Origin of the sequence: Bacillus sp. FSL W7-1034 (assembly GCF_038593365.1) — a bacterium.
Taxonomy (GTDB): domain Bacteria; phylum Bacillota; class Bacilli; order Bacillales; family Bacillaceae; genus Bacillus; species Bacillus altitudinis.
This window is the reverse complement of the sequence record NZ_CP151989.1, coordinates 1,267,803-1,287,067: the sequence shown is the minus strand read 5'-3', so window position 1 is coordinate 1,287,067 and position 19,265 is coordinate 1,267,803. Positions and strand designations below refer to the sequence as shown.

22 protein-coding genes and 2 riboswitches are annotated in these 19,265 nt (G+C 40.0%); of the genes, 7 read left to right on the top strand and 15 right to left on the bottom strand.

All coding sequences use genetic code 11. The features are described 5' to 3' along the window. The first annotated feature begins 102 nt into the window (after positions 1-102). Positions 103-2,526: an EAL domain-containing protein gene (locus NST73_RS06515; protein ID WP_342499474.1), complete on the top strand. Its 2,424-nt coding sequence runs from the start codon at positions 103-105 to the stop codon at positions 2,524-2,526. A gap of 30 nt (positions 2,527-2,556) precedes the next feature. Here NST73_RS06515 and NST73_RS06510 read toward each other — a convergent pair whose 3' ends face one another. The 3 genes from NST73_RS06510 to NST73_RS06500 all read right to left on the bottom strand — a co-directional run bounded on the left by NST73_RS06510 (position 2,557) and on the right by NST73_RS06500 (position 3,737). After that, the gene (locus tag NST73_RS06510; protein WP_088004396.1) at positions 2,557-3,021 is read right to left on the bottom strand and encodes a MarR family transcriptional regulator; all 465 of its coding nucleotides are present in this window, start codon (positions 3,019-3,021) and stop codon (positions 2,557-2,559) included. Between the two features lie 357 nt (positions 3,022-3,378). After that, positions 3,379-3,543, bottom strand: coding sequence for a hypothetical protein (locus NST73_RS06505; protein WP_008346148.1), 165 nt, complete (start codon positions 3,541-3,543; stop codon positions 3,379-3,381). A 38-nt stretch (positions 3,544-3,581) separates the two neighbouring features. Beyond that, positions 3,582-3,737: a hypothetical protein gene (locus NST73_RS06500; RefSeq protein ID WP_008346151.1), complete on the bottom strand. Its 156-nt coding sequence runs from the start codon at positions 3,735-3,737 to the stop codon at positions 3,582-3,584. Positions 3,738-3,929: 192 nt separating this feature from the next. On the opposite strand from NST73_RS06500, the gene NST73_RS06495 reads away from it, so the two are divergent. Further along, on the top strand, positions 3,930-4,259 hold the full coding sequence (locus tag NST73_RS06495; protein WP_007498778.1) for a MerR family transcriptional regulator: 330 nt from the start codon (positions 3,930-3,932) through the stop codon (positions 4,257-4,259). A gap of 258 nt (positions 4,260-4,517) precedes the next feature. On the opposite strand, the gene NST73_RS06490 is transcribed toward NST73_RS06495, so the two are convergent. Beyond that, positions 4,518-4,880, bottom strand: coding sequence for a cupin domain-containing protein (locus NST73_RS06490; RefSeq protein ID WP_163116621.1), 363 nt, complete (start codon positions 4,878-4,880; stop codon positions 4,518-4,520). 205 nt (positions 4,881-5,085) lie between these two features. On the opposite strand from NST73_RS06490, the gene NST73_RS06485 reads away from it, so the two are divergent. Further along, positions 5,086-5,949, top strand: coding sequence for a LysR family transcriptional regulator (locus NST73_RS06485; protein ID WP_039170301.1), 864 nt, complete (start codon positions 5,086-5,088; stop codon positions 5,947-5,949). Positions 5,950-6,094: 145 nt separating this feature from the next. Here the strand turns inward: NST73_RS06485 and NST73_RS06480 are convergent, their stop codons facing one another. The 9 genes from NST73_RS06480 to NST73_RS06440 form a co-directional block, all read right to left on the bottom strand. Next, positions 6,095-6,493, bottom strand: coding sequence for a lipoprotein (locus tag NST73_RS06480; RefSeq protein WP_039170299.1), 399 nt, complete (start codon positions 6,491-6,493; stop codon positions 6,095-6,097). 101 nt (positions 6,494-6,594) lie between these two features. Beyond that, a complete protein-coding gene (gene mgtE, locus NST73_RS06475) occupies positions 6,595-7,953 on the bottom strand; it encodes a magnesium transporter (protein ID WP_007498785.1) in 1,359 nt (452 codons plus the stop codon). 207 nt (positions 7,954-8,160) lie between these two features. Further along, a riboswitch (M-box (ykoK) riboswitch) is annotated at positions 8,161-8,324 on the bottom strand. Positions 8,325-8,455: 131 nt separating this feature from the next. Next, positions 8,456-8,599, bottom strand: coding sequence for a hypothetical protein (locus NST73_RS06470; protein ID WP_008346168.1), 144 nt, complete (start codon positions 8,597-8,599; stop codon positions 8,456-8,458). A 174-nt stretch (positions 8,600-8,773) separates the two neighbouring features. After that, positions 8,774-9,292 (bottom strand): PepSY domain-containing protein, encoded by a 519-nt coding sequence (locus NST73_RS06465; RefSeq protein WP_008346169.1) that lies wholly within the window; start codon positions 9,290-9,292, stop codon positions 8,774-8,776. Between the two features lie 93 nt (positions 9,293-9,385). Further along, positions 9,386-10,075 (bottom strand): PepSY domain-containing protein, encoded by a 690-nt coding sequence (locus NST73_RS06460; protein ID WP_342499473.1) that lies wholly within the window; start codon positions 10,073-10,075, stop codon positions 9,386-9,388. Between the two features lie 66 nt (positions 10,076-10,141). After that, positions 10,142-11,491: an ATP-binding protein gene (locus tag NST73_RS06455; RefSeq protein WP_268361394.1), complete on the bottom strand. Its 1,350-nt coding sequence runs from the start codon at positions 11,489-11,491 to the stop codon at positions 10,142-10,144. Positions 11,492-11,494: 3 nt separating this feature from the next. Further along, positions 11,495-12,181 (bottom strand): response regulator transcription factor, encoded by a 687-nt coding sequence (locus NST73_RS06450; protein WP_019743445.1) that lies wholly within the window; start codon positions 12,179-12,181, stop codon positions 11,495-11,497. A 199-nt stretch (positions 12,182-12,380) separates the two neighbouring features. After that, a complete protein-coding gene (locus NST73_RS06445) occupies positions 12,381-12,596 on the bottom strand; it encodes a helix-turn-helix transcriptional regulator (protein ID WP_169476040.1) in 216 nt (71 codons plus the stop codon). After that, the gene (locus NST73_RS06440) at positions 12,586-12,888 is read right to left on the bottom strand and encodes a hypothetical protein (protein WP_041092341.1); all 303 of its coding nucleotides are present in this window, start codon (positions 12,886-12,888) and stop codon (positions 12,586-12,588) included. The genes NST73_RS06445 and NST73_RS06440 overlap by 11 nt, the downstream gene beginning before the upstream one ends. A gap of 461 nt (positions 12,889-13,349) precedes the next feature. Between NST73_RS06440 and NST73_RS06435 the strand changes: the two genes are divergently transcribed. The 3 genes from NST73_RS06435 (at position 13,350) to NST73_RS06425 (ending at position 17,671) form a co-directional block, all read left to right on the top strand. Next, entirely contained in the window at positions 13,350-14,309 is a 960-nt protein-coding gene (locus tag NST73_RS06435) for a S8 family peptidase (RefSeq protein WP_007498796.1), read from the top strand. Between the two features lie 113 nt (positions 14,310-14,422). Beyond that, a riboswitch (cobalamin riboswitch) is annotated at positions 14,423-14,615 on the top strand. 155 nt (positions 14,616-14,770) lie between these two features. Further along, on the top strand, positions 14,771-17,059 hold the full coding sequence (gene metE / locus NST73_RS06430) for a 5-methyltetrahydropteroyltriglutamate--homocysteine S-methyltransferase (RefSeq protein WP_047945987.1): 2,289 nt from the start codon (positions 14,771-14,773) through the stop codon (positions 17,057-17,059). 141 nt (positions 17,060-17,200) lie between these two features. Continuing rightward, a complete protein-coding gene (locus tag NST73_RS06425; protein WP_008346184.1) occupies positions 17,201-17,671 on the top strand; it encodes a nucleoside deaminase in 471 nt (156 codons plus the stop codon). Between the two features lie 76 nt (positions 17,672-17,747). Here NST73_RS06425 and NST73_RS06420 read toward each other — a convergent pair whose 3' ends face one another. Continuing rightward, positions 17,748-18,164 carry an organic hydroperoxide resistance protein gene (locus NST73_RS06420; RefSeq protein ID WP_047945985.1) on the bottom strand — a complete coding sequence of 139 codons (417 nt, stop codon included), beginning with the start codon at positions 18,162-18,164 and terminating at the stop codon, positions 17,748-17,750. A 161-nt stretch (positions 18,165-18,325) separates the two neighbouring features. Here NST73_RS06420 and NST73_RS06415 point away from each other — a divergent pair, with 161 nt between their 5' ends. Beyond that, the gene (locus NST73_RS06415; RefSeq protein WP_008346188.1) at positions 18,326-18,772 is read left to right on the top strand and encodes a MarR family transcriptional regulator; all 447 of its coding nucleotides are present in this window, start codon (positions 18,326-18,328) and stop codon (positions 18,770-18,772) included. Positions 18,773-18,805: 33 nt separating this feature from the next. On the opposite strand, the gene NST73_RS06410 is transcribed toward NST73_RS06415, so the two are convergent. Continuing rightward, positions 18,806-19,234, bottom strand: a complete 429-nt coding sequence (locus NST73_RS06410) for an organic hydroperoxide resistance protein (RefSeq protein ID WP_007498801.1) — start codon at positions 19,232-19,234, stop codon at positions 18,806-18,808. Between the last annotated feature and the right edge of the window lie 31 nt (positions 19,235-19,265).

Genomic DNA, 19,265 nt, shown 5'->3' with positions numbered 1-19,265 from the left:
ATGCTGAATGCCCTTTTTAAGTAAAGGAAAAGTGAACACAGGCGCCACTTGATCCGATATATTAAGTATATGTCTGTTTTTAGATACAGGAGGTTTTCTTACATGACACATTTAACAGGAAGTTACAATGGATGGCTTGTCTTTCTGTCAGTCGCTGTCGCCGCTGTCGCCTCCTACTCAGCTCTTCAATTAGCCAGCCGGGTGATCCAGTCGAGCGGCGCAAAGAAAAGAGTATGGTTGATCATTGGTGCGATGATCATGGGGATGGGAATATGGTCAATGCATTTTATTGGCATGATGGCGTTTCATCTACGATCTGGTATCACATATGAAACACCCTTACTCATTTTATCGATTTTGGCCTCTTTTATCGGTTCTTTCATTGCTTTTTCAATATGTATTCAGCAGCAACTTTCCACAAGGCGACTTTTGATTAGTTCGATCACGATGGGCTCAGCTATTTGCAGCATGCACTACCTCGGATTGGAATCAATGGCGAATGTCACCATCAGCTATGATCCTGTTCTCTTTTTTCTTTCGTTTTTTATTGGTGCGCTCGCTTCATTCTTTTCATTACACCTTTTTTTCCGGCTCCATCGCTCTGAGAAAAGGCGGGAGGATCAGCTGTTAAAAATAGCGGGTGCACTGATGATGGGCGGTGCTATTGCGGGCATGCATTACACTGGCATGGCGTCTTCGACGATGTTTTTTCATTCAGATGGTCAGGTCGCTACGGGTGGTTCTCTTGAAATGTCACCATTTAGCCTGTCCATTTTCATCGGCCTGATGACGCTTATCGTCCAATCACTCATGATTTTCGGCGCCTATATTGATCAACGGATTATGTCACAATCAGATCAGCTAAAAGAAAATGAACAGCGGTTCCAATCACTGATCAAACATAATATAGATGCTATTATCGTGTTATCTGTTGATCGAAAAGTGATATCGGCGAATGACCCAGGCAAACACATTTTGAAAATGTGCAATTCCTGGATTGGTGATGATGTGAGTCAATACGTCATGCCGACTGAGATGTGGGAAGACTTTATTTATCAATCAAAAAAAGCAATTACGCGTGAAGCAGAACTGAAAGCAGCAGATCGTTTTTATTATTATCATGTTACATACATACCCGTACACGTCAACCATACACTTGACAGCATTTATCTCGTTTTAAAGGATTTAACACAGCAGAAGATTGCTGAAAAAGAAATCCATGTGATGGCACATTATGATGCATTAACTGAACTTCCGAACCGTCGTCACGGAATTAATCATTTAAATGATGTTTTATCCGCTCAAGAAGAGACAAAAACGTCAACGGCAGTTCTTTTTCTTGATTTAAACCGGTTTAAAATTATTAATGATGCCCTTGGTCATAACATAGGCGATCTGCTGTTGAAAGCGGCCGCAAACAGACTAACCAAATGTTTGCCTGACAATGGCTTTATTGCAAGAATTGGCGGGGATGAATTTTTAATGATCTTTCCTCACATGGAGCATAACACACATAAAATTGAACAGCTTTTGAAAAACATCATTCGCCAATTTGAACGTCCTTTTTTCATTCAAAACCATCAGCTCATTACATCCATTAGTATTGGAATCGCCATCTCTCCGCAAAACGGAAAGAATGGTATGGAATTGATGAGAAAAGCAGATATGGCCATGTATTTATCAAAGAAACATAAACAAAGCCGCTATGAATTCTTTACTGAATCTATGGAGAGATTGAGTGAGGACAGACTCAATCGCGAACTAGAGCTACGAGATGCCATTCAAAGAAAGCAGTTTGTGCTTCATTATCAGCCGCAAATCAGCGCCAAAACAAGACAGATGACAGGTGTTGAAGCCCTTTTAAGAATGAAAGCACCAGACGGTTCTCTAAAATCACCAGAGGCTTTCATTGAACTTGCTGAAGAATCGGGCCTGATTATCGATATTGGAAGGTGGGTCATTGACACAGCATGTAAGCAGGCAAAATTGTGGTATGACAAGCAATTGAAAATCCCTGTAGCGGTCAATTTATCTGCTAAGCAGTTTAACTCTGAAGACTTAATTGATTTGATCAAACTAACGCTAAAAAAATACGACCTTCAACCATCACTTCTTGAGCTTGAAGTGACAGAAAGCATGACAATGGACAACATCAAGCAGTCAAAACAAGTACTGACATCTCTAAAACAACTTGGCGTCCGTATTAGTATTGATGATTTTGGTACAGGCCACAGCTCTTTAAGCTATTTGAAGGATTTGCCGATTCACCGGCTGAAAATTGATAAATCATTTATCGAGGATATTTTGAGCGATTCAAAGTCTGAGCAAATCACAGGGGCTATTATTGCAATGGGGCACCAGCTATCTCTAGAAGTCATTGCTGAAGGTGTTGAAACTTTTGCACAAGCGCAACTTTTATCTGCGCAGGGCTGTGACGATCTACAAGGCTTTTATTATGCCAAGCCACTTCCAGCTAGTGACATTGAAAAATTTATCGCCTATCCTGCTCATCAGCTGGATACATAAAAAAGGTGCCAACCATGGCACCTTTTCGTTTTATCTAAATAACAAATGCTGACTGTGAATACCTGCTTTTTTCAGCAGACTAATTAATTGCTCCTGTTCTTCACGCGAAAGACCAGAAAACGCCCGCGCAATTCGAAGAGAATGGATTGGATAAATTTTATCCAAATAACTGCGCCCTTTATCTGTTAAATGGGCATAAACTGACCGCTTATCCTTTGGGTCCTGTTCTCTTTCAATGAAACCATTTCGTTCTAACTTGTCAATTACGTACGTAACATTCCCGCTGACAAGCAGGAGTCTTGAGCCGATTTGCTGAAGTTTTTGAGCACCTCTCGTATACAGTAATTCGAGAACGGCAAATTCAGTTGGATTGAATCCATGCTCCTTGCTGTCTCTAATACTGTGTTCGGAAACGCTTTTAAATGCCCTTGCAAAAACTTTGTAAAGCGTCATTGAACGTTCTACTTCTTCTTCATTAAACGATAGTCTCATCACATATCTACCTCTTATAATATTTTTTTAACTTCAAGGCTTTCTTGCGGTGCAGTTGGAGCCTTTCGTAAAAAATAGAAGTACGTTTTTGAAAACCCTTTCAACCACATAAGTGACTCCATTCGTGTTATGTATAAGATTTCGATATAAACTTTTAAAATCCTTCTTATTTTTCACAATCATCTCGAAAAAAAGCTTTTCCAGCAAACCATCATGTTACGACAAATTTTAACATAATCTGTAAAGGCTCTATATTTTCTTACATTTGATTCGTCAAATTTCTACAAAATTCAATATTGCTATAATATTAAACACACAAAAAAAGAACCCTTCATGTGACAACGCACATGATAAGGGATGTTAAAGATAGCGATCGGTTTTGTTGAAAAAGAAATGATACTCTTTTTTTAAGTCACTAATTGTCATGTTCTTGGTCATATCAGGGCTATACACCCCAAGTGAGCAAAGCTGCTTCGTATAATAATGTCTTTCTTTCGCTAAAGCTTCTTTTAATATACGCCGCATGACTTCTCCCCTCCTATCAATGGATATGGATCGGGTGCTTATGAGGACTTTTTATACAAATCATTTTGTACGGCTCTAAGAAGAGCATGTGCATTCTGACCTGCAGCCTGCATGAACTGCTCCAGCAGTTCATCCCTCTTCACATCTAATGCGATGATTTCTTTTGCCATACGGATGATCTGTGTTTTCTCCATCAAGTGCGCCTCCTCCTTATTTTTTCTTTTTCTTATCATATGTTCACGTGATATGATTTGCACTTTATATGTTATTTTTCCTTCCATTGTTTTTCGATTTTTTCATTTTTGTGTTATATTATCTAACAAACGTTAGGTTTTTTTACTGACTGTTGGATATAATATGAAGAAAAGACTTGCAGGGGTGAGGATATGACGCAGGAAGATGTATCTTATAAAGATAAAAAAGTCATTTCAATTGGGATTGTGAGTGAATTAACAGGACTTTCCGTCAGGCAAATCCGATATTATGAGGAACGTAAACTCATCTACCCCCAGCGCTCAACAAGAGGCACACGGAAATATTCTTTTTCTGATGTAGAACGTTTAATGGATATCGCCAATAAACGGGAAGATGGTGTGCAGACAGCGGAAATTTTAAAAGACATGAAGAAAAAAGAACAGGCATTAAAAAGCGGACAATATAAGAAAAAAATGCTGGAAGGACAGATCAACGCGCACTTCCGGTACAAGAATCGATGAACTAAATAACAATCGCTTACTCGGCAAAATAGACTTAGCATCTGATCGTCCTGAATATGAATCGATGAAAGCACGAACTGACCCAAAGACCGATTCTTGCTGAAGAGTCTATTTCAGGTAGCGAAAGGAAATGCGTTACAGCTCATCTTGAATCATTGAAGCAACAAAACGAGGCAGCAATTGCAGCCTCGTTATTAGCTAAAACAACCATTCAACTATTTATCACCTAAGATACTTGATCTTTAACGATTTAGTTTTTCAAATTTGTTCAGGAATCGAAACAGTTCGCTCATTGAGCACATTCCCCGTGTTTAGCGTCGTTTTGGGTTCTATTAAGAGCAAGTGAACTTCTTCTTCAGCAATTGGCTGATGTTCAACTCCTTTTGGAATCACAAGAAATTCTCCTTCATTAAGCGTTATTTCCCTATCCCTAAAACGGATGACTAGATTGCCTTTCCACACAAAGAACATTTCATCCTCATCATCATGGTGATGCCAAATGAATTCACCCTTCATTTTCACCATTTTCATGTATGAGTCGTTCAACTCTCCACCTATTCTAGGATTCCAATAATCATTTATTTGCGAAAATTTTTCTTCGATATTTACCTTTGAAATCAATCGATTCCCCTCCTTATTAAATGGAAACGTCTGTATTAGTTGCCACAGCTAAAAAATTCTCATTTTCTCCTCTCGATCAGATAAAAGGGACGCAATGAGCATCAACCTCTTCTATCATTTAGTTTACATACTTCTTTGGATCACGTAAAATCAAAAAATAGCATATAGATCATCACAATTTGTGATGCAAAAAAGGAGAGTTAGTTTGGATATTAAATCTTTGGAAGTATTTAAAGCCGTTGCCATTGAACAAAGCATCACAAAAGCTGCTCAAAAATTAAATTATGTGCAGTCCAATGTCACCGCAAGAATCCAACGTCTTGAACAAGAGTTAGGTGTACCTCTTCTCTATCGATATCATAAGAAAATATCTTTAACGCCTGCAGGACGTGAACTGCTGCCCTATGTAAATAAATTACTATACGATTACGAAGAAGCGATAGAAGCAGTAAAGCTTTCCTCTACTCCGCGGGGGTCTTTACACATTGGATCTATAGAGTCCACCGCATCTACAAGATTGCCCAGCATTTTCACAGAATATCACAAAAAATTTCCACAAGTAGAATTGAGCTTGTATATGGCACCTACAGTCGACCAAGTTAGCGCTATCCTCAACTACAAAGTAGACAGCGCGTTAGTAGATGGGCCAATTCTTCATCCAGAAATCATCGAGTATCCTGTATTGGAAGAATCCCTCGTTCTCATTACAAGCTACTCCACGGAGCAATTCCAGGTAGAATCTATTTTACATGAGCCGTTGCTCTCGTCATTCGCCCATTGTATTTATTTAGGACGATGGCAAAAGTGGCTAGAGAACAACGGCTATCCTCCTATGAAGGTCATGGAATATGGTACGTTAGAGGGCGTCCTTAAATGTGTTGAAAGCGGGCTGGGAGTGACTATATTACCAAAATCTATGGTTGAATCTCGGGGGGAAGGCAAATTTACCTGTCATCCATTACCGGAACCGCATCGGATCGTGCCCACTGTGTTGATCAGGCGACGTGATTCGTACATGACCAGTGCTCTGTCACAATTTATGGAGTTAATAGGCATTACGAATATGTGATCTGAGACAAATCATTGTTTTCATTAATAAGATCATGTGTGTTAAAAAAAGAGGATAGATAGAGCGACATTCTTTCAGCTCTTCTATCCTTTTACATTATCTCAACTTATGCCTGATTTATCATAAAGCATATGAACGATACTTTTTATTTAGATGAAGCGTCAGTTCCTTCAACAACCCCTACAAAGTCAATTCGTACGCCGCCTTTTTCAGGATCTTCTTTCACCCGAAAGGCAAGCGCCTTTTTTTCTCCAGTGTTTACATCTTTATAATTTGCATGAAAGACGTGGATGCTGGCTTCTTCCAATTGAAAATCTTCATAAGAAAGCGTCTCAATTCCCCATTCCTTTTTCGATTTAAGAATGTCACTTGGGCTTGGGACTGCGCCTTCGACATAGACGTTGTCCATTTTTCGTTTATTTCCTTCAGTTATCGCTTCAAGCATATGCTCTGACGCTACCAGTCTTCTGTCTTTCCCCTCGTCTTCTCTTGAACATGCACTTAGCAAAACAATGCACATGAAAATGAATAAAAACTTCTTCATTTTTTTCTCCCACCTTCTCCTTAAAATGTAAAGGATGGAAGCGCTATATGCAATCTTTATTCAAAAAAGACTGTAAAACGTTACATTTTACAGTCTTTTGACTACATCAGTGTATGAAGAAATGCTGTTGCAATTCCAAAATAGATGAGTAAGGATAAAATATCATTCAATGTTGTGATCAGCGGTCCAGATGCAATGGCTGGGTCGACGTTTAATCTGTGTAAAATAATCGGCACGACCGTACCTGCCATCGTCCCAATAATCAGTGTTGCAAGAAGCGAGGAACCAACAACAAAACCTAAAATCATATTGCCCTGCCATACCATGGCAACGACCGTAATAATGATTGAACAAACAATCCCAATATAAATACTTGTTCTCAGCTCTCTGAAAATCAAGCGCATAATGGTTTTTTTCGTTAATTCTTCTTTTGACAATCCTCTAATGACAACCGCTAGAGACTGTGTCCCTGTATTCCCTGTCATGCCTGCAATCATCGGCATGAAGAATGCTAAAGCAACAACTTGCTGCAAGGTATCTTCAAAATAATTCAAGATACTGCCTGAAATCAGCCCAATGAATAGGAGCAAAATGAGCCATGGAAGACGGCGGTATGCCGCCACAAATGCCGGTGTGTCGAACGTGATATCTTTACCAGAGGCAGCAAACTTTTCATAGTCTTCTCCTGCCTCTTGAATCACAACATCAATGATATCATCGACTGTCACAATTCCGACTAAGACATTGTTCTCTTCTACAACAGGGATAGCAAGGAAATCATATCGCTCAATGAGCTTTGCGATTTCTTCCTGGTCTTGAAAGGCACCAACGGCAATGACTCTTGTAAACATAAGATCCTGCACTTTTTCATCCGGTTCACCTAAAATAAGATCCCTGTATGAGAGTACCCCTACAAGCTGTTTTTGATCATTTATGACATATAAGTAGTTGATCGATTCGGCAATTTCAGCAAAGCTTTTCAGCTTCACCACGGCATCCTGAACCGTATAATGCTGCGGAATCCAAACGTACCGATTGGTCATGATCCGGCCTGCTGTCTCAGCAGGGTAATTCATGAGAAGCTGGACGGCCTTGGATTCCTCTGCTTCCATGTTAGATAAAAGCTGATCCTTCAGCTCATCCTCCATCTCATCAAACAAGTTGGCTAGATCATCGTTATCCATTTTGTTTGTGACGAAGGTGGCTTTGTCTTTCCCTACTTTTTCAAGAACAATCTCTTGATATTCCCGCTCCAGTTCACCCATCATTTCCGTCACGTCATCGACTGTTAAAAAGCTGAGAAAGCGGCCGCGGTGTTTTTCTGGAAGCTCCTTGAATAAGTAGGCCATATCATAAGGCTGAAGTTCTTCCATAATGTTTTTAAATTCTTTACGTTTCCCATCTCTTAGTAAAATAATGATGCGTAAAATGAGTTCATCGTACGTAATGTTCTGTATCATCGCTGTTACCTCCCCAAAATCAGGAGATACCCGAATCCCTTAGATTGTGCGGGGGTCAGGATCTCCGCTATCTGATGCGTCAATCTGATCTTTTGAGATACTCTCTATGTGTCTCGAATCGGGATGATCCATCCCCACACCTCCTTTTCTCATAAAAAAGCACCTTCAACCGAATGAAGGCGCTTTGTAAGCATGACAAATAAACACTTGCTCCTTCAATCGTAGAGCTTTAGCACTGTATGGCATAGGATTCATCCAGCTGCATTAAAAATCACCTTATGTCGATGATTCCTGTTGACCCATTGGCGTCTTTGGACATTTTTGGGCAGCAGCGTATCTCCATACAGGAGCCTCACCTAACGAAGTCTCATATTGTTGACACACTGAGATTACAGAAAAAGCGCAATGATGTCAATAAGCAAGATGCCAAGTTTTCTGATGTATTCGCTTACTTTTCAAAAAAAGAGCGATAGACAAGTTGACCATCGCCCTTTCATGTCTTCTATTCCTCTTCTGGCTGATTCATATCCTCTTGGGAGAGGAGATGAAAAGAATCATGCAAAAACAAAGCATATCCTTCTCCATCAGGATGGGGAACATATTCCGCACGATCCATCGTCTGTTCTTCTTCTTTTTTCTTCATCATATTCTCTCGCCTCCTTTCCAGTAGTTTGTCCCAATGAAAAAACCTTACACATAAAAGTGTAAGGTTCAGCGTGTGCGTGCTGGTGCTCACGAATGTCAAATTCGCCCCGCGCCAGTACTCGTCCTTCCTAGGACTGCAAAGGTTTTCTATCACGCTCAAAGGTTCATTTATAGCTTAATCGTCCCATTCTTGCTTGAGGATTTTGCCTGTTTTAGCGGAAATCTCAAAATCAACTTCTTCGCCGCTTGGTGTCGTAATTTCAATTTCATACAAGTACACACCATTTTCTTTATCTAATTCTGAATCTGTGACTGTTCCTTTTACTTTTGCAAGGGCAATTTGTTCAGCCTGTTTTTTGGTGATTTTTACATTTTGTTTCTTTTCTTTGACTGGATCATTGAGCGCTTTGCCTGTTTTGGCATCGACATATACTTTATATTCAAAGCCGCCTTTTTTAATCTCGACCTCATATACCCATTTTCCTTTTTTACGCTCAAGATCTACATCATCTACATAGCCTTTCACAACTTTTAATGCTGCTTTTTCAGCCTGTTTCTTTGAGACAAATGAAGATTTCTTTTGCACCACTTGTTCGGCATTTGCCGTTTGATTGGTATTTTGCGCTTGAAGGGTGAAACCACCTGCGACAAGGGCTCCTGTGAATGCTGTAGCTACTAGTACTTTTTTTATCATATTTCATTCCTCCTCTGTTTGATTTCTCCTTTATCTTAAAAAAACAAGATGATAAAGGAAGGAAAGGAACATGAGAAAATCATGAGAAAATGATTAGTTTTCGTACGTAATGCCTTCAATATCTCCTGTATAGGCATTCACTAACACCTCTGCCTCTCTTCCATCCGGCAAATCAAGCTCTACCTCAAACACGAGCATTCCGCTAAAAGTTTCAAGATCTGCATCATCCACTGTGCCGCCCACTTCTTTTACGGCAATCTGAATGGCTTCTTCTACCGTTATTTTTGTCAGCTTCTTTTCTTTAGAGGTTGGCTGTTTCTTTTCTGCTTCAATCACCTTGAACGTGTCTTTTTCAACATCCACTTGATACAGTTCTTTTTTTGATTGAATCGTAAAGATAAAGCGATCCGATTTTTCTTTCTTTTGAATCACGGTACCCTTCACTTTTTTCACTGCCACTTCTTCTGCTTGGAGTTCGGCATTTTTCTCATTTGGTTTTTGATAGCTCTTTAACTGTTTCATCTCTTTCATTTGACCGCTTGAGGAAGATGCAATGATTTGATAGATGCCATTTGAATTTTCAAGCGTCAATGTATAGTCCTGTTTATGATTGATCAGATCAATATTTGTGATGTTTCCATTGTAGTCTTTTGCGATGATTTTTTTAATGTCTTCTTCGCTTAATATTTTTTTGTCAATGGTTTGAATCATGAGCATTGCAAAAGCCACAAGAATGAAAAGACATCCTGCGAGCGTAAGCAGCATTTTCATTTTTTTAGACATGCAGCGCCTCCTTCCTATTTCCTATTTTATAAGGAGGAAATGAGAAATTGATGAGAAAAGACCTACTTATTTCTGAAAAAGAATGGTCATCACGGTTCCTTCACCGATACGGCTGTCTACCTTTAGCTCAGCCCCATGCTCTTCAGCAATTTGCTTCGCAATTGACAGGCCAAGCCCAGTTCCGCCCGTCTCACTGTTTCTCGCTTCATCCACACGGAAAAAGCGGTCAAAGATTTTCGGCAGATCCTCTTCTTTTATGCCAATTCCTTTGTCAACAACCGAAATAAACGGTTTCTCTCCTGCTCGTCCGCAGTTCACATCAACTGGCTCTGCACTATATTTAACCGCATTATCAATCAAGATGGTCAAAAGCTGTTTGATCTTCTCTTCGTCCCCTTCAGCAATCACAGGCTGATCTGTTTGTACATGAGTAAAGATGGTTCGATTGGTTGCCACTTCAAGTGTATGCCCAACTTGGCTGCACAATTGACCAAGATCAACCGGCTTCATGTCCAAGTAAAGCGGCTGCCCATTTTTCGCCAGTGTGAGTAGTTGATCTGTCAGCCTTTTCATTTTTTTTGCCTCATCATGAATGGCTTGAGAGGATTCTTCTACGACCTCTGGCCGGCTTTGCCCCCAGCGTTTTAGTAAATTGCTGTAGCTCATGATGACGGTAATGGGTGTTTTCAATTCATGAGAAGCATCGTGTAAAAATTGCTGCTCTTTCTCATAATGTTTCTCGAGAATTTCGGCCATTTCATTAAAGGTTTGACCCATTTGATACAGTTCATCCTTTGAATCGCCTGTTAATTCAATTCGTTTAAATGCCTTTTCTCTCATACTTGCTTTCATCGTATTGGTCATTCGACTAATTGGGCGGACAATTTGTTTTGTTAAAATGTGGCCTGCAAAATAAGAAAGCACAATAAACAAAACGCCAGTAGTGATTAAAATCATTTTTAATAACGCCAAGTTCTCTTCTGTATTTTCAATTTCTTCATATACTTGCAGCGACACAATGTCCCCATTTGTCCAAATGACAGGGATAGCCGCGAACGCAATCATATGCTTATTGTATTCTTGAATTTCTGCTGTCTGACCAGATTCGTATGTAAAAGGAAGTGAGCTAAACGTAGATTCCTTCGTGACGGTCAGCTTTGATTCACCTTTCTCTGTGACGACACGGATCATACCATTTTGAGGCAGATACGCTTTCAGAAGCTCTGAAGATGGAAGTCCCTCTTCTTCTGACTTCTTTAGTGCAATAGCAATATTTTCAGCTACTTCCGACAGTCTGGACATATCTTTTTGCGTCAAGGTCATCGAAAAAATAAAATAAATCGCTGTATGAAACAGCAGCACCATTAAAAACAAGGACAACGATGTATAAAGCTGGATCTTATTTTTTAATCTCATGCTTTATCCTTTCATCACATAACCCACACCTCTCACTGTGTGAATCAATTGTTTTTCAAACGGGTAATCGATTTTTTTTCTTAAATAGCGAATATAGACATCAACCACGTTCGTGTCACCAAAATAATCAAAACCCCAAACAGCTGTTAAAAGCTGATCTCTTGTGAGCACTTGCTGCTGATGTTTCAATAAATGAACAAGCAAGTCATATTCTCTCGGTGTCAGCTCAAGCGTCTGATCGCCTCTTTGAATTTCTCTTGTTTTCTCATTCACCGTTAAATCTGCAATACTTAGCTCAATTTCCTTTTCCTCTTGCGCATTGTGATTGAACCTCAGCTGTGCACGAATTCGCGCTAATAATTCTTCTATATCAAAGGGTTTTGTAATATAATCGTTTGCCCCAAGATCAAGACCGCTGACCTTATCGGGAACACTTCCTCTTGCGGTAATCAAAATGATCGGTGTTGCCGTATTTGTCTTTCGAACCCTTCTAAGCACTTCAAGTCCGCTTAATTCTGGAAGCATGACATCTAGAAGCACTAAATCAAAACTCTCCTCTTCGAGCGCCTGGAGTCCTTTCATCCCTGTATCTTGGACTGTGACCTCATATCCTTCATATTCAAGTTCTAATGACAGCACTCTTGCAATTTTCTTTTCATCTTCTACCACGAGTATCTTCCCTTTGTTCATCTCTATCTCTCCTATCTGAAAGGCAAGCTTGTCTTTCCATTATTATATGTTGCCTTTCTCCATTGGAACAGTCACAATCTTCATATCTTATTTTTCATGAATAAGGAATTGTTATGTAATATGGTTGATTTTTATTTTCAGCTGATCCTTTCACATTACACAAATCAACAAAAAAAGCCTCTTTTCTGAGGCTGGTCCCTTACTTCTTTTTAGGTTGACTGACAAAAAGCTCATCTACAGTCGTATTCAAAACAGAGGCGATGTCAAAGGCTAATTGTAAAGTAGGGTCGTACTTATCGTTTTCAATGGCATTGATGGTTTGTCTCGAGACCTTACATCGTTTAGCAAGTTCTTCTTGGGATAATTTAATGGATTTTCTTAGTTCTCTTATATGATTTTGCAATTTAATCACCATATTTTTTTCTGTATATGAGTAATGTAACTAAATATATGACCGAAATCACAGTTAGGAACATGATGGGAGAAATCCCAAACCCCTTATCAGAATTGTTCCCTTGGGTCGTTAAAAATATGGACTCTGCGACTTCTAATAAAAGCATACCAATGACCACCATAAATGCATACGATTGAGCTTTTGAGTAGATAAATCTCTTTCTTTCATCACCCTTTTGAATCATAGGCGCGATAAAAATGAACAGTCCGACCACTAATAAGATGACTGAATACACAACTTTGACAACATCCAACGGGTAGTCCCCTCCCAATCAAAATGTCAAATACTTTTTACATTTAAATCATATCATCCGCTTAAAAAATGTCAAATACTTTTTACATTCTATATTCTTTCGATCATTATAATGAAAAAACAATTAATCTGCACATGTCATGTACCTTTTTCTTTTCTGTCATCCTCTATCTCTTTATATGATTGTTTTTTCGATCTGCCTTTTTTAGTTCTTTTCACCCATTTTCATCTGTACAGGTGCAAGCTCACTATGCAACATTTCATTCTTTTTCATATGATACTAAGAGTTTTCCTCAAAAGGTGACTTCTTTCGGCAAGATATGAGGAGAACTGCACAATAAATAATTATTTGATTATTTGAAAAATTATTACAATTGACCCTTTCCGATCAAACATTTGTTTTATACAATAACATTACGCAACCTGAATCTACTTTGAAAACAAAATAAGGAGGGCTTTCTTATGAAAGGTGAAATTCGCTTAATTCCGTATGAAGTAAAAGCCAATGTGATGGAAGCGAAAGAGACGCCGGAAAGTATTCAGGAGATTAAAGCACCCGAACTTTGGTCAAGTGGCTTCAAAGGAAAAGGCATAACCATTGCTGTCCTTGATACAGGTTGCGACACGGAGCATCCCGATTTAAAAGATCAGATTATCGGAGGAAAAAACTTTACCGATGATGACAATGGCGATGCTGAGAATGTAAAAGACTACAACGGGCATGGTACCCATGTCTCAGGAACGATTGCAGCAACGGATCAAAATGGCGGCATTTTAGGTGTTGCGCCTGAAGCCAAGCTGTTGATCGTGAAAGTTCTTGGAGGGAAAAATGGCAGCGGGAAATACGAATGGATTATCAATGGCATTAACTATGCGGTTGAACAGAAGGTTGATATTATTTCCATGTCTCTCGGTGGGCCAAGCAATGAACCAGAACTACAAAAGGCCATCCAACATGCGGTAAGCAGCGGTGTGCTTGTTGTCTGCGCAGCAGGAAATGAAGGTGACGGAGACGAGCGTACTGAAGAGTTCTCCTACCCAGCTGCATACAACGAGGTCATTGCCGTCGGCTCTGTCTCTCTTGCAAGAGAATCCTCTGAATTCTCCAATGCGAATAAAGAAATCGACCTCGTCGCTCCAGGTGAAGACATTTTATCCACTCTCCCTAACCATAAATACGGAAGACTAACAGGCACTTCCATGGCTGCCCCTCATGTGAGCGGTGCACTCGCCATTATTAAAAATGCCGAAGAAGAAGCGTTCCAGCGTAAGCTGACAGAACCTGAGGTATATGCTCAGCTCGTACGGAGAACCCTTCCGCTAAAACAATCGAAAACCCTTGTAGGAAACGGGTTTTTATATTTAACTGCACCAGATGTGCTTCTTGAGAAAACATTGGAAGCAGAACTTTTGTCTCTATAGGTACATGTTAGGTCCTGAGAAAAGATAGAATTTTCTCAGGATTTTTTTAATTAAAATTATTCAAAATTTACTTTGACGAAATGAAGTGAACGTTATATAATCGAACACAATAAATTCATAGTTTGAGAGTCGGTAATTCGATCACACGTCGAATTTTAATTGGGAAGACCGGTGAAAATCCGGCGCGGTCCCGCCACTGTAAGTGAGGAGAGCTTTTCGTTAATCATCCACTGTCGTGAAGATGGGAAGGATGAAAAGCTTGCAGATTCACTAGCCAGGATACCAGCCGCTCTATCACATCAAACCCCCTACGGTTGATAGGAGATGTCGGAAAAGCGTTCGTCATTGATACTTACGCCTTCTTTCGCACACACATTTTGTCTTTTTAAACCAGACATTTGCCCTCATCAATCTTGACCATGAGTGTGAGTGTCTTTTTATATTTAGAGGAGGAATTGGAATTGACAATTGTTAAAACAAGTAATCTAGGTTTTCCGCGAATTGGTTTAAACAGAGAATGGAAAAAAGCACTTGAGTCTTATTGGAAAGGTCAAACTGACCGAGAAACCCTCTTAAGCACACTCGATGAACAATTTTTAGCCGCTATTAAAACTCAAATTGATCAACAAATTGACGTTGTACCTTCTGGGGACTTCACCTTCTACGATCACGTGCTGGATACTGCCGTTATGTTCAATTGGATTCCAGAGCGCTTCCGCAGCTTGAAAGACCCGCTAGATACATACTTTGCGATGGCAAGAGGAACAAAAGATGCTGTCTCAAGTGAAATGACAAAATGGTTTAATACAAACTATCACTACATCGTTCCAGAATACGAAAAAAGCACAGAATTCAAACTCACACATAACAAACCGCTTGAAGCATACGAAAAGGTGAAAAAAGCGTTTGGTGTTGAAACAAAACCTGTCGTTCTTGGTCTTTATACATTTGTTTCTCTTTCTAAAGGCTATGAAGCCAATGAAGTGAAAGAGATTCAGCAACGCCTAGTGCCGCTTTATACTCAGTTGTTAAAAGAGCTTGAAGAAGCCGGTGTAAAATGGGTTCAAATTGATGAGCCTGCTTTAGTCACAGCTTCAAGTGAAGACGTGAAAGCAGTAAAAGCCATCTATCAAACGATTAAAGAAGCTGTACCTGCCTTAAACGTTCTCCTTCAAACATACTTTGACTCAGTAGATGCCTATGAAGAGCTTGTGACGTATCCTGTTGAAGCCATCGGTCTTGATTTTGTCCATGATCAAGGACGAAACCTTGAACAATTGAAAAAACACGGCTTCCCAAAAGATAAAATTTTAGCAGCCGGTATCATTGACGGCAGAAATATTTGGAGATCAGATCTAGGAGAAAGATTATCGTTTATTTCTGAAGTGATTGCTGATGTTCAGCCGAAAGAAGTATGGCTGCAGCCTTCAAGCAGCCTGCTACATGTCCCAGTTGCAAAACATCCGAGCGAACAGCTTGAAGAAAAACTATTAAACGGACTTTCTTATGCCACTGAAAAACTGGCTGAATTAACGCTATTAAAAGAAGGCTTATCAAAAGGAGCGGCTGCCATTGATGCAGACATCCATGCAGCAAATGAAGCACTTCTGACGTTAAAAGAATTCGCAAAAGGAACGAATGCGGACCTGACAGCAGAGCGCAACAGCCTTTCATCAAAAGATTTTAAACGTCCAGTTGCTTTTGAAGAACGACTACGCATTCAAAATGAATCTCTCGGACTGCCGCTTCTTCCAACCACAACAATCGGAAGCTTCCCTCAGTCAGCTGAGGTGCGCAGTGCTCGTCAAAAATGGCGCAAAAATGAGTGGACAGATGCAGAGTATGATGAATTTATTAAAAAAGAAACAAAAAGATGGATTGATATTCAAGAAGAGATTGGCCTAGATGTACTCGTTCATGGAGAATTTGAACGTACAGACATGGTTGAATACTTCGGTGAAAAACTCGCTGGATTTGCCTTTACAAAATTCGCTTGGGTTCAATCTTATGGATCACGCTGCGTGAAGCCGCCGATCATTTATGGAGATGTAGAATTTACAGAGCCAATGACAGTGAAAGAAACGGTTTACGCTCAAAGCTTAACGGAGAAAAAAGTCAAAGGAATGCTGACAGGGCCTGTCACGATCTTAAACTGGTCTTTCCCAAGAACAGATATCTCTCGTAAAGACATTGCCTTCCAAATCGCTTTTGCTTTACGCAAAGAGGTAGAAGCGTTAGAAGCAGCGGGTATTCAAGTGATTCAAGTGGATGAACCTGCGCTAAGAGAAGGTCTTCCTTTAAAAGAGAGTGATTGGGCAGCATACTTAAACTGGGCAGCAGAGTCATTCCGTCTATCGACATCGTCTGTTCAAAATGAAACGCAAATTCATACACATATGTGCTACAGCAACTTCGAGGATATTGTTGATACGATTGAAGACCTTGATGCAGACGTGATTACGATTGAACATTCACGCAGTCATGGTGGGTTCCTCGATTATTTAGAAAAACACCCGTATTTGAAAGGTCTTGGACTTGGGGTATATGACATCCACAGCCCGCGCGTTCCATCTGTTGAAGAAATGAGTAAAATCATTGATGATGCACTGAACGTATGTCCGACAGATCGCTTCTGGGTCAACCCTGACTGTGGACTGAAAACAAGACAAGAACCTGAAACCATTGCTGCTTTGAAAAACATGGTGACAGCTGCTGAAGTCGCTCGTAAAAAGCTAGCGCAGCACGCATAATGGACTCACTCTTCCCCTGCTGAACATTTGGCAGGGGTTTTTATGCGCAAATTGTCCTGTTCGATCTCCTCCTACAATGATTCCTTTTCTATCATGATTCGTTTATACTAGAGAAGTCAGTCGAACAAAGGGAGGAAGACAATGAATCACGAAGCTTTTTTACAACGCGCAATTGATCTTGCAGTAGAAGGAGTAAATAGTGGCACAGGCGGCCCTTTTGGAGCGGTCATTGTCAAAGACGGTCAGATTATTGCAGAGGGAAGCAACAATGTCACAACGAGTAATGATCCAACTGCACATGCAGAAGTGACAGCTATTCGAAAGGCATGCCAAACACTACATACATACCAATTAGAAGACTGTATTTTGTATACAAGCTGTGAGCCTTGTCCAATGTGTCTTGGTGCTATCTATTGGGCTAGACCAAAGGCCGTATATTTTGCCGCTGGACACAAGGATGCAGCGACTTCTGGTTTTGATGACTCCTTTATTTATGAAGAAATCAATAAAGAATACGAATCAAGAAACATTCCATTTTACCAGCTGACCCTTCAAAAAACCCTTGCTCCATTTGAAGCATGGGACACATACGACAAAAAGAAAGAATACTAAAAAAAGACACCTGCTCCACAGCAGGTGTCAGTAGATGCTTGAGAAAGGGCTAAATTTCAGCCCTTTTTTCTTTTCATTAGTCCGCCACTTCAAGCTCTACTTCGATGTTTCCTCTTGTTGCTTTTGAATATGGACAGAATTCATGTGCAGCCTCAACAAGCTCTTTCGCTTTCTCATGATCAAGCCCTTTAGCGGAAACAATCAGCTTCACGCCAAGTTTAAAACCGCCATCACTTTCATCTTTTAATAGACTGACATGTCCTTCTACTTCTGATTCAATTTCGACACCTTGCTTCTTGGCGACTTGTTCAAGCGCCCCTCCGAAGCAGGCCGCATAACCCGCTGCAAATAATTGTTCAGGATTCGTACCAGTTTCTCCATCTTTCTTTGCGTTTGGCATCACAATGTTGTGGTCAAGCACACCATCATCAGAACGAACATGTCCTGCTCTTCCGTGCTGTGCTTTTACTTTTGCAGTAAATAATGGTTTCATCTTGATCTCCTCCTTCTACTACTTATACCTTTCACGTTCTATTCGTTGCTCAAACATTTATGGCACATTGAAGAATTTTTCATTTTTAGTCTGTATTTATTTTAAAAAGGAAGAAAATCTTATACAATGATAAGTATGACAAAAAATAGTTGGTGACAGATATGACAAATGAATTTGAACATATGAAGCTGGAAAATCAGCTTTGTTTCTTGTTATATGCAAGTTCAAGAGAAATGACGAAGCAATATAAACCATTATTAGAAGAGTTAAATATCACATACCCGCAATATTTGGCACTGCTTTTGTTATGGGAGCATGGGACATTAAATGTGAAAACAATGGGAGAGCTTTTATATTTAGACTCCGGTACACTCACACCTATGCTAAAACGAATGGAACAAAATGGACTCATCATCCGTGAACGTTCAAAAGAGGATGAGCGTTCGGTCCAAATTCGTTTAACAGAATACGGAGAAGCCTTACAAGAGAAGGCCACTTCGATTCCATTTCAAATGCTGTCTGGAACAGGCAGATCAGAAGAAGAGCTGAAAACACTTCGCGCTTCTTTACATGAGCTTCTGCAAAAATTAACACAATCAAAAGGCTGAGGGAATATTCCCTCAGCCTTTTTTTGATGTCTATTATTGAGCGACAGCTACTAATTCTACTTCAATGTTTCCTTGCGTTGCTTTTGAGTATGGACAAACGCCGTGTGCTTTATGAACAAGTTCATCAAGTGCAGATTGCTCAATTCCAGTTCCTTTTACTTCTAATTTAACACCTAGTTTGAAACCGCCGTCTGAACTGTCTTTGATTAAGCTTACATGTGCCGTTACTTCACTTTCAAAACGGATACGCTCTTGTCTTGCGACCATTTGAAGGGCTGAATCAAAACATGCAGAATAGCCCGCTGCGAATAATTGCTCTGGATTCGTTGCTTTCTCAAGCTTTTTCGCTCTTGGCGTTCCTGGCATTGCTACATCATGCTCTAGTACACCATCTGTTGAAACAACCTTACCTTCTCTTCCTCCTACAGCTGATACCGTTGCAGTAAATAAAACTTCTGACATGAATATAACCCTCTTTCGCTCTATTAATGTT

Coding starts and splice junctions, on each gene's coding strand:
- mgtE (WP_007498785.1), bottom strand. CDS start 7,953: ATGATACAGAACATTACGTACGATGAACTCATTTTACGCATCATTATT.
- NST73_RS06450 (WP_019743445.1), bottom strand. CDS start 12,181: ATGAACAAAGGGAAGATACTCGTGGTAGAAGATGAAAAGAAAATTGCA.
- NST73_RS06455 (WP_268361394.1), bottom strand. CDS start 11,491: ATGAGATTAAAAAATAAGATCCAGCTTTATACATCGTTGTCCTTGTTT.
- NST73_RS06495 (WP_007498778.1), top strand. CDS start 3,930: ATGACGCAGGAAGATGTATCTTATAAAGATAAAAAAGTCATTTCAATT.
- NST73_RS06410 (WP_007498801.1), bottom strand. CDS start 19,234: ATGTCAGAAGTTTTATTTACTGCAACGGTATCAGCTGTAGGAGGAAGA.
- NST73_RS06445 (WP_169476040.1), bottom strand. CDS start 12,596: ATGGTGATTAAATTGCAAAATCATATAAGAGAACTAAGAAAATCCATT.
- NST73_RS06500 (WP_008346151.1), bottom strand. CDS start 3,737: ATGGAGAAAACACAGATCATCCGTATGGCAAAAGAAATCATCGCATTA.
- NST73_RS06435 (WP_007498796.1), top strand. CDS start 13,350: ATGAAAGGTGAAATTCGCTTAATTCCGTATGAAGTAAAAGCCAATGTG.
- NST73_RS06420 (WP_047945985.1), bottom strand. CDS start 18,164: ATGAAACCATTATTTACTGCAAAAGTAAAAGCACAGCACGGAAGAGCA.
- NST73_RS06415 (WP_008346188.1), top strand. CDS start 18,326: ATGACAAATGAATTTGAACATATGAAGCTGGAAAATCAGCTTTGTTTC.
- NST73_RS06460 (WP_342499473.1), bottom strand. CDS start 10,075: ATGTCTAAAAAAATGAAAATGCTGCTTACGCTCGCAGGATGTCTTTTC.
- NST73_RS06425 (WP_008346184.1), top strand. CDS start 17,201: ATGAATCACGAAGCTTTTTTACAACGCGCAATTGATCTTGCAGTAGAA.
- NST73_RS06465 (WP_008346169.1), bottom strand. CDS start 9,292: ATGATAAAAAAAGTACTAGTAGCTACAGCATTCACAGGAGCCCTTGTC.
- NST73_RS06505 (WP_008346148.1), bottom strand. CDS start 3,543: ATGCGGCGTATATTAAAAGAAGCTTTAGCGAAAGAAAGACATTATTAT.
- NST73_RS06480 (WP_039170299.1), bottom strand. CDS start 6,493: ATGAAGAAGTTTTTATTCATTTTCATGTGCATTGTTTTGCTAAGTGCA.
- NST73_RS06515 (WP_342499474.1), top strand. CDS start 103: ATGACACATTTAACAGGAAGTTACAATGGATGGCTTGTCTTTCTGTCA.
- NST73_RS06470 (WP_008346168.1), bottom strand. CDS start 8,599: ATGATGAAGAAAAAAGAAGAAGAACAGACGATGGATCGTGCGGAATAT.